We start from the raw sequence: 8850 nt of genomic DNA, 5'->3' as shown, positions 1-8850 counted from the left end.
AAAAAGCGAGATCTCTTGAACCCGCCGGAATCCGGCCGGTATGAGACCTCGCTTGTTTGCGTTTGCAGCGAAACGCAATGGGAAAACTATTTTCCTTCGGAAGCTGCCCCCGAAGACGTTACCGTATTCACGGCAGAACGCTCAAAGGTCAACTTCGTAACGTCGTTCACCCGCAGGACGACCGTATCGTCCGTAAGCTCCAGGATCGTGCCGTGCAAGCCCCCGATCGTAACGACCTTATCCCCTTTTTTCAAGTTGCTCAGCATCATGTTGCGAGTCTTTTGACGTTTTTGCTGAGGACGGATAAGCAAGAAATAAAGCACGACGAACATCAGGACGAGCGGGCCGTAAGTAACAAGATATCCCTCGATCCCCGGTGCCGCCGCCGTTTCATTTGCCGCTAACCACATTTGTCTGATTCCCCCCTTTCTACAGACTTTTTCTATGTATACCCAATGGTAAGTCCGGTGAACCCGAAGCTTCTGCCTCAAGGTTCACCGGGCTTTTAGAACCCTTTGCTGTTCTCGTCGATGCCGTATTTCGCGAAAAATTCGTCGCGGAAATCAAGCAGCCTGTCTTCACGGATCGCTTGACGCACCCCGCGCATCAGCTCCAGCAGGAAATGAAGGTTGTGGTACGTCGTCAGCCGGATGCCGAACGTTTCGTCAGCTTTGATCAGATGGCGGATGTAGGCTCTCGAATAGTTCCGGCACGTATAGCAGGAGCATTCCGGATCAAGCGGACCGAAGTCTTCGGCAAACTTCGCATTGCGGACAACCAACCGGCCTTCACTCGTCATCACGGTGCCGTTGCGGGCAATGCGCGTCGGCAGCACGCAGTCAAACATGTCAATGCCGCGGATCGACCCTTCCACCAAAGCGTCGGGCGATCCTACGCCCATCAGATAGCGCGGCTTGTTGGCAGGCAGATAAGGAACGGTGTAGTCAAGCACCTCGTACATCAGAGGCTTCGGCTCGCCTACGCTCAGTCCCCCAATAGCATACCCCGGGAAATCCATGGAAGTCAACTCAAGGGCGCTCTGTTTGCGCAAATCCTCGTACATGCCGCCCTGGACGATGGCGAACAACGCCTGATCGTTCGGCCGGGCATGGGCTTTCAGACACCGTTCCGCCCAGCGGGTCGTCCGTTCGAGCGATTGCTTGGCGTAGCTGTGCTCCGCCGGATAAGGCGGGCATTCGTCGAAGGCCATCATGATATCCGAGCCGAGCGCATTTTGAATCTCGATCGATTTTTCCGGCGAAATGAACAGCTTGTCCCCGTTCAAATGCGATCGGAACTGTACGCCTTCCTCGCTGATTTTGCGCATCTCGCTCAAGCTGAACACTTGAAAGCCCCCGCTGTCCGTCAGAATCGGGCGGTCCCAGTTCATGAAGCGGTGCAGTCCGCCGGCCTTCTTCACAGTCTCATGGCCGGGTCGCAGGAACAGATGATACGTATTGCTCAAAATGATATGCGCATCCATCTGCTTCAGCTCTTCGGGGCTCATCGTCTTCACGGTAGCCTGAGTGCCGACGGGCATGAAAGCCGGCGTTTCGATCACCCCGTGGGGCGTATGCACCCGGCCCAGCCGCGCGCCGGACTGCTTGCAGGTCTTGATATGCTCATAGGTAACGGCCAATCCAATCACTTCTTTCTCTTCCGGTCAATTTTTCCTTATTTAATGAATGAACATCGCGTCGCCAAAGCTGAAAAAGCGGTATTGCCGCTCGACGGCTTCGCGGTAAGCGGCGAGCACGTTCTCCCGTCCTGCAAGCGCGCTGATCAACATAAGCAGCGTCGATTTGGGCAGATGGAAATTGGTCAGCAGCGCATCGACGATGCGAAACCGGTAGCCCGGATAAATGAAAATGCCGGTCCAGCCGCTTCCCGCTTGCAGCATACCGTCTTCGCCCGCTGCCGTTTCCAGCGTCCTGGCCGAAGTCGTCCCTACCGCAACAACCCGTCCGCCTTTTCGCTTGGCCGCATTTACAAGATCGGCGGTTTCTGCGGACACTTCGTAGTACTCTTCGTGCATCTCATGCTGTTCGACGGTCTCAACCCCGACGGGACGGAACGTCCCCAGTCCGACATGAAGCGTAACATACGCTAATTGTATCCCTTTTTGTTCCAGCCGATTCAAATATTCCTGTGTGAAATGCAGCCCTGCCGTAGGCGCCGCCGCGGAGCCTTGATGCTTCGCATACACCGTCTGGTACCGCTCGCGCTCGGGCAGCTGCTCCTTTATATACGGCGGCAGCGGCATATGTCCCAAGCGGTCAAGCAGCTCGTTAAAAATGCCTTCGTAGCTGAAGCGCAGTACCCGGCTGCCCATTTCGCCTTCGGATTCGACGGTAGCGACAAGCAGCGGCGGCTCCGCCCCCGTGTCCGCTTCCGACGGAGCACCGCCTCCGAAATGCAGCACGGCCCCGGTCTTTAGGCGCTTTGCCGGACGGACGAGCGCCTCCCAACGGTCCCCTTCCAGCTGCTTGAGCAGCAGCACCTCGGCTTTGGCGCCCGTGTCCGCTTTCACTCCGAACAGCCTGGCCGGAATGACCCGCGTATCGTTAAGCACGAGCACATCTCCGGCTTCAAGATACCGTTCCAATTGTTCAAACTTATGATGACCGATTTCCCCCGTTCGCTTATCCAGCGTAAGCAGGCGCGAGGCTGTCCGGTCCGGAAGCGGCGTCTGCGCAATGAGCGATTCGGGTAAATGGTAGTCGAACAAGTCCACTTGCATGATACGTTTCATCCTTCTGTAGGTTTCATATTTAGTTCAACTTTTTTATGCCCTGCGCGAACGGCATCGTTCGACAGTGCGTCAAGGAGCTGCTTTCTGAATCGAGACACCTGTGTAATAAGCCAGCAAAATTTTCTGGTAATCGTATCCCTGCTCGGCATAGCCTTTCGCGCCCCACTGGGACATCCCCAGCCCGTGACCGTAGCCGGTGCCTTTGAAAATAAACTGCGTGTCCCGCGTAGCCATTCGCACTTTGCCTTGCGCATTCATCATAAAGAGCTGCTCATCGGTTTGTTTTCCCGCTCCGCCGCTGCCCGCGACAACGACAGGCTGGGAGGCTGGGGTCTGGCTTCGCGTCGCCCCCCCTGCTCCCAATATAGTATAGCGTCCCGTTTCTTCAATATCAAACCGGGTGCTGGGCAGGCCGCCGAGCAACGTGCGGAGCGAATCCGGATAAGCGGCTTTGAGCGGCTGCCCGTTCGCCGTCACTTCCAACGCACGGCCGGACGGCCCTCTTTTCGATACTTCGAGCCGGTTTAACGCTCCGCCGGTATAAGCCGCGCCAAGCTTTTCCTTTAACTTCGCCGCACCGTAAGGTCCGCGGACCCAGGAGTAAGCGTTCGATTCGACCTCCTGATCGATGACGACGAAGCGGTCCCCGATGTCGACCTTGAACGCCGCCGGGTTGGTCGCATTGTCGACGTAGGGCGCCGGCCGGACGCTCACGCCGGTTGCCGTCGACTCGTAATAAGGCAGGCCGGCCGGATTTTTTTGCCCTGTCGCCCTTGCGTAGTCCGAATGAATGTAGCCGGTATTGCCGTTCGGCAGAACGATCCGGTACCATGCTTTCTTGCCTGCCTGGGCTCCTTCGTCCGGGGATTTTTGGCTCTTCAAATACGCCACTTCGTTGCCCCATACTTCGGTCGGAGCCGCAGTCATTCCCCCTGCATTGGAGTAATAAAGCGGATTGATCAACCCGTTCTTATCGACGATCACTTCGCCTTGCGTCGCTTGCACGGCTTGCTGCGCGGCGGCAAACTCTCCCGCCAAACCTTTATACGCTTGATCCGTGGTCGTGTCGGTGACATGTGCGATCTGGTATTTGACGCCCTGCTTGAGCGCAAATGTGCGCGCGGCGACAGCCTGCGCCTTCAGCGCTTCCAAAGGCCATTCTTTACTCATCTCGGAGCCGAGGACCGAAACGAGATACTGCTCCAAAGGCAGCTCGTTGACGACGGCAAGCTTGCCGTTGAACAGGGACAGCTCAATCCCCCCGCGGTAGGCGCGGTCGAACCGCTCGCGAACCGTGATGCCGCCCTGCGCATCGGCCGCCGCGGCCCACAGCTTTGCGCCGCCGCCGAAGGCGAAGGCCGCGAGAGGCCCCCCGGCGTTCTCGCCGCCCGCGTCCAGCTCGCTGCGCTTCAGCACGTAGCTTTGCGCAGCATCCACCGGCGCAAGCGCCACGGTCGGCAGCGCCGCCGCAATCTGCGCCTTCAGCGCCTGCAGCGCGGCGTTATCCGCCGCTTCGCCGACGAATACCGCGTAGCCGGCTTCGGTCAGCGCCACGTCGGCGTCGAAGCCCGCTTGCGACAGCGCTACCGCCTGCGCATTCGCCTCCGCCTCGCCGGCGAAGCTGCCCGCGTTCCAGCGCAGCGGACCGCTGATGGAAGCGCCGGGCTGGCCTGCGGCAGCCGAAGCGGCCGCTTCCTTCGTCGCGAACGGGCCTACATAGGCCCGATACGCCGACTGGCCGCGCTTCACGCGCTGAACGATCCCCGCGGAGACTCCTCCCGCCGTCAGCTTCTTCGCCTGCGAACGAGCGGCCGTAACGTCGCCCGTCTCGGGCAGCTGCGCGTAATAGCCGTCCGCATAGACGCGAACCGGCGTTCTTGCCGCAGCTTGATGGACGGGCTTCTCTCCGGCGGCTCCGCGCAAGCCGAGCTGCAGACCGGCATCGGCCGACAGCGTGACCGCGGCTTCCGGGCTGACATATTTGCCCGTATCGATAAATAATGCGACACGTATATTGTCGAGCTTCGGCACCGATACCGCGGCGTAAGCAGCTGGCTGCACGCCTCCTGCCGGTCCTCCCAAGCCGATGGCTGCGGCAAGCAGCAGCGCTGCCGGCAGCTTTATTCCTGATCTTAAGCGACGCGCCGCCCGCCCGACGGGAGCTTGTCCCGTGAGGTAGGGCGGCCGTTTCGTTTCATGCATAAACCGCCGATTCCCCTCTCTAGACGGAACCGCCGATCCTCTTCCGCTTAAGAGCGGCTTGGCATCGGCAGCCCGAGATGTTTGCACGCGCTCGGCGTTACCATCCGTCCCCGCGGCGTCCGCTGCAAAAATCCGATTTGCAGCAAATACGGCTCGTAGACGTCTTCGATGGTCTGACTTTCCTCTCCGATCGATGCGGCAATCGTATCCAGCCCGACCGGACCGCCTTGAAAGCTCAGGATGATCGCCCGCAGCATCTTATGATCGATCTCGTCGAGTCCGAGCGGATCGACTTGAATGCTCGACAGCGCTGCCTGCGTAATGTCGAGCGTAATGATACCGTCGCCCTTCACCTGGGCAAAATCACGCACCCGCTTAAGCAGCCGGTTCGCGATCCGCGGCGTCCCCCGCGAGCGCATCCCGATTTCCCGGGACGCTTCGCCTACGATCTGAACCTGCAGCAGATCCGCGGTGCGGCTGACGATATAAGACAGCTCGTCGACCGTGTAATATTCCAGCCGGCTGACGACGCCAAAGCGGTCGCGAAGCGGCGCCGAAAGCAACCCGACGCGCGTCGTCGCGCCCACAAGCGTGAACGGCGGGAGGTCGAGCCTCACCGAACGGGCGCTCGGCCCCTTGCCGATGATGATATCGAGAGCGTAATCCTCCATCGCCGGATACAGCACCTCTTCTACCGTTCGGTGGAGACGGTGAATTTCGTCGATAAAAAGGACGTCATTTTCCTGCAGGTTCGTCAGGATTGCCGCGAGATCGCCCGGGCGTTCGATCGCCGGTCCCGAGGTCGTCCGCAGATTGACGCCGAGCTCGTTGGCGATGATGTTCGAAAGCGTCGTCTTGCCAAGGCCCGGCGGTCCGTACAGCAGTACGTGGTCAAGCGCCTCCTTGCGCATTTTGGCCGCTTCGATATATATTTTCAAATTTTCCTTCGCCTGGGCCTGACCGATATATTCAGCCAAATACCGCGGACGCAGGCTGAACTCCATCCCTTGATCTTCCATCATCAGATGCGCCGAGATGATGCGGTCTTCCATGTTGTGCCTCTCCTTCCTGTCGGCAATCCGCCAATGCGGACGCCGCCTGCCGCGTCAAGCTTCCCCCGCGGCTTCATTTCATCAGCGACTGCTGAAACAGCGCCTGCAGCGCCAGCTTCGTTACCGCATCGGCCGTTTCGTCGCCCTTCAGCTTCGGCTTGACGGTTTGTCCCGCCCGGTCCGCCTCCGCTTCGGTATAGCCGAGCGCAAGCAGCGCCGCTTTCGCCTCGGCCCAAGCGCCGCTTGCCGTCTGCCCCGCCGCCGCGATTTCCGGCAAGCCAAACACGGAACCGTCCTCCTCGCCCGAAGTCCAAGCGCCCAGCTTATCTTTCAGGTCGAGCACCATGCGCTGCGCCGTCTTTTTCCCGATGCCCGGCAGCTTGGTCAAGAACGAAAGGTTTTCCTGCCGGATGGCCGCCGCTATCACTTCCGGGCGTCCTCCCGCCAATACGCCGATGGCTACCTTCGGACCGATGCCGTTCACATCGAGCAGCAAGCGGAACAACGACTGCTCTTCTCTGGACGAAAATCCGAACAGCAAGTGGGCGTCCTCCCGCACATGATAGTGAATGTATAGCGTCACCTCCGCGCCGTCCTTGCCTGCCCCTACCGCGTACGGATTGGCGCAAAATACGCGGTAGCCGACGCCCCGTACGTCCAGCACCACGTATTCCGTTTCGCGGTGCGCCACCGTCCCTCTTAAAAAATCGATCATCGTTTATAAGCTCCGTTCAATTTTTGTTGTAATCCCGAAGAATGGGCATGGCAAATGGCTACGGCCAGCGCATCCGCCACGTCGTCGGGCTTCGGTACAGCAGCCAGATGCAGAAACATTTTAACCATTTCCTGCACCTGCTTCTTCTCGGCTTTCCCGTAGCCGACTATCGCCTGCTTAACCTGCAAAGGGGTATATTCGGCAATCGGCAGCCCTTGCTGTACCGCAGCCAGCATCAGTACGCCCCGGGCTTGCCCGACGGTCAGCGCCGTCGTGACGTTCCGGTTAAAGAACAGCTTTTCGATCGCGACCGCATCGGGCTTATACTTCTCGATAAGCTGCACCGTCGCTTCATATACTTGCTTTAACCGCAGGGCATCCTCCGTCCCGGCTTGCGACTGGATCGATCCGTATTGAACGGGAACCAGCTTATGCCCTTGTTTATCGATAAACCCGAAGCCGACGATGGCGATCCCCGGGTCAATGCCTAAAATCCGCAAGACGCGCACTCCCCCATTCGCTTTTCCATACTGCGGCTCTCAGCCGCAAGAAGCGAACATATGTATTCACCTGCCATTATAGCAGATTATCCCTTCCATGAACACGGCAAAAAGTCCGCCCGGCCTCCAATGCCGCAGCGGACTTCGCTGCATTACTTTATAGGTCAGGGCTGCCTGAGCCGCCCTATGGAGTGAAACGCTTCTCTTCTTAAGAGGATGGCGTCACTTGCATCGCTTTCTCCGTTTCTTCTATCGCATAATCGCTTAGGGTCGAGAGCACGCTGTTATAATCGGCTAAATCCCTTACCCGAACCCCGTGGTAAAGCTGCTTAACCGTCTCCCGGGGCAAGCTGCTTTCCAGATGCCGGATGTTCAGCTGAAAGAACGTTCGCAGCACGTTTTGACCGCCCGACCCCGGTATCCCTTCGAATAACGACAAATTGCCATTGGCGTCTAACCCGAAATAAGCGTTGTTCTTGCACTGCGGAGACAGGTCGTCCACCTTCTCGATGAAATAAACCCGGTTTGAATCCCCCAGACTCACGGTCATCGACGGGTGAGCCTTATGGTAGGCCAAAATGTCGGCTGCGTTCATGATGCCGATCCGCTGCAGCTCTTCGCCGCAAACATACGATTTTTTTACAAAAGCATCCCTTTGCCCGTTCAAGTCTTTTACCATCGCACGCACTTCTTCCTCCGGCTGCACATAGGCTTCGACGGCGCGGCTGAAGACGGACTGTTCCTGACCCTGCCGGCCGCTCTTCTCTTGTAGCGAGCCACGCAGCATCCACGCACCCGCTGCGAACAAGCCGGCTGCAAGCAAAACGACAGCCAGATTCAGCCAACGGCGTTTCAGACGCAGCTTTTTTTTCAATTGCTTCTTCAACTGATTCCAAAAGCCGAGCAACATCATGGCGATCCCCTTCTGTCCGTGTTGTTTTGATATACCTGAAGCCTTTTTACTATTTTTCCCATGGGGATCGACGTTTATACTTTTTCCATGTATACTATGTTGCATACTGACAGCGGAAAGGAAGGGCGGTTGTTATGCATCCTCTAGTCAAGGAAATTTGGGCATGGGTTCGTTCCATCGCAGCCGCTTTCGCACTGACGCTTGTGATCGGCATCTTCGTGTTTCAACCGACCAATGTGCTGGGGCATTCGATGGACCCGACGCTGCACAACGAACAGCGCATTTATGTGTCCAAACTCTCGCATACGTTCCGCTATGCGCCGAAATACGGAGATATCGTGATTATCGACAGCAGGGTAGAGCGGGAACGAACGCTTAAGGACGATGTGCTGGAACACCCGCTGCTAAAATTCATTCGCGGGAGCGAGGACCCGAATATGTACGTCAAACGGGTGATCGGCAAGCCTGGGGACGTGCTGGAGTTCAAAAACAATAAAGTTTACCGCAACGGCGAGCCCTTGGAGGAGCCGTACTTGAACGAGCCGATGCACTTTGCCGGCGAACATAAGTGGACAATCCCGGAAGGCCACATCTTCGTTATGGGAGATAACCGAAACCACAGCAAAGACAGCCGGGAAATCGGCTTTATTCCGCTGGACCACGTGTTGGGTATCAAGATGTGACGGGATCATAAAAAACAGCCGGAGGCACAGGGG

At 58.0% G+C, this 8850-nt stretch carries 9 protein-coding genes; 1 reads left to right on the top strand and 8 read right to left on the bottom strand.

Annotation, left to right across the window (positions count from 1 at the left end; translation table 11 throughout):
- Nucleotides 1–86 precede the first annotated feature (86 nt).
- The 8 genes from yajC to PEH01S_RS33345 form a co-directional block, all read right to left on the bottom strand.
- Nucleotides 87–410, bottom strand: a complete 324-nt coding sequence (gene yajC, locus PEH01S_RS33380) for a preprotein translocase subunit YajC (protein WP_025850304.1) — start codon at nt 408–410, stop codon at nt 87–89.
- A gap of 95 nt (nt 411–505) precedes the next feature.
- Complete coding sequence (gene tgt / locus PEH01S_RS33375; protein WP_127490360.1) at nt 506–1645, bottom strand: tRNA guanosine(34) transglycosylase Tgt; 1140 nt, start codon at nt 1643–1645, stop codon at nt 506–508.
- A 33-nt stretch (nt 1646–1678) separates the two neighbouring features.
- On the bottom strand, nt 1679–2740 hold the full coding sequence (queA, locus tag PEH01S_RS33370; protein ID WP_127490359.1) for a tRNA preQ1(34) S-adenosylmethionine ribosyltransferase-isomerase QueA: 1062 nt from the start codon (nt 2738–2740) through the stop codon (nt 1679–1681).
- 81 nt (nt 2741–2821) lie between these two features.
- The gene (locus PEH01S_RS33365; RefSeq protein ID WP_127490358.1) at nt 2822–4954 is read right to left on the bottom strand and encodes a SpoIID/LytB domain-containing protein; all 2133 of its coding nucleotides are present in this window, start codon (nt 4952–4954) and stop codon (nt 2822–2824) included.
- A 47-nt stretch (nt 4955–5001) separates the two neighbouring features.
- The gene (gene ruvB / locus PEH01S_RS33360; protein WP_010498666.1) at nt 5002–6006 is read right to left on the bottom strand and encodes a Holliday junction branch migration DNA helicase RuvB; all 1005 of its coding nucleotides are present in this window, start codon (nt 6004–6006) and stop codon (nt 5002–5004) included.
- Nucleotides 6007–6079: 73 nt separating this feature from the next.
- The gene (ruvA, locus tag PEH01S_RS33355) at nt 6080–6721 is read right to left on the bottom strand and encodes a Holliday junction branch migration protein RuvA (protein ID WP_025850308.1); all 642 of its coding nucleotides are present in this window, start codon (nt 6719–6721) and stop codon (nt 6080–6082) included.
- A complete protein-coding gene (ruvC, locus tag PEH01S_RS33350; protein ID WP_127490357.1) occupies nt 6718–7221 on the bottom strand; it encodes a crossover junction endodeoxyribonuclease RuvC in 504 nt (167 codons plus the stop codon). Before ruvC ends, ruvA begins: the two co-directional genes overlap by 4 nt.
- A 208-nt stretch (nt 7222–7429) precedes the next feature.
- A complete protein-coding gene (locus PEH01S_RS33345; protein WP_127490356.1) occupies nt 7430–8134 on the bottom strand; it encodes a BofC C-terminal domain-containing protein in 705 nt (234 codons plus the stop codon).
- A gap of 134 nt (nt 8135–8268) precedes the next feature.
- On the opposite strand from PEH01S_RS33345, the gene lepB reads away from it, so the two are divergent.
- A complete protein-coding gene (gene lepB, locus PEH01S_RS33340; protein WP_127490355.1) occupies nt 8269–8817 on the top strand; it encodes a signal peptidase I in 549 nt (182 codons plus the stop codon).
- Nucleotides 8818–8850: the final 33 nt, after the last annotated feature.

It is taken from the genome of Paenibacillus ehimensis NBRC 15659 (assembly GCF_004000785.1).
In the GTDB taxonomy this organism is placed as follows: Bacteria; Bacillota; Bacilli; order Paenibacillales; family NBRC-103111; genus Paenibacillus_G; species Paenibacillus_G ehimensis.
The sequence above is the reverse complement of the archived record's forward strand: the minus strand, read 5'-3'. Positions and strand labels throughout refer to the sequence as shown.

What these genes read in the sequence shown, in the direction of transcription:
- yajC (WP_025850304.1), bottom strand. Translation starts at nt 410, where the DNA reads ATGTGGTTAGCGGCAAATGAAACGGCGGCGGCACCGGGGATCGAGGGA.
- queA (WP_127490359.1), bottom strand. Translation starts at nt 2,740, where the DNA reads ATGCAAGTGGACTTGTTCGACTACCATTTACCCGAATCGCTCATTGCG.
- PEH01S_RS33365 (WP_127490358.1), bottom strand. Translation starts at nt 4,954, where the DNA reads ATGCATGAAACGAAACGGCCGCCCTACCTCACGGGACAAGCTCCCGTC.
- ruvB (WP_010498666.1), bottom strand. Translation starts at nt 6,006, where the DNA reads ATGGAAGACCGCATCATCTCGGCGCATCTGATGATGGAAGATCAAGGG.
- ruvA (WP_025850308.1), bottom strand. Translation starts at nt 6,721, where the DNA reads ATGATCGATTTTTTAAGAGGGACGGTGGCGCACCGCGAAACGGAATAC.
- PEH01S_RS33345 (WP_127490356.1), bottom strand. Translation starts at nt 8,134, where the DNA reads ATGATGTTGCTCGGCTTTTGGAATCAGTTGAAGAAGCAATTGAAAAAA.
- lepB (WP_127490355.1), top strand. Translation starts at nt 8,269, where the DNA reads ATGCATCCTCTAGTCAAGGAAATTTGGGCATGGGTTCGTTCCATCGCA.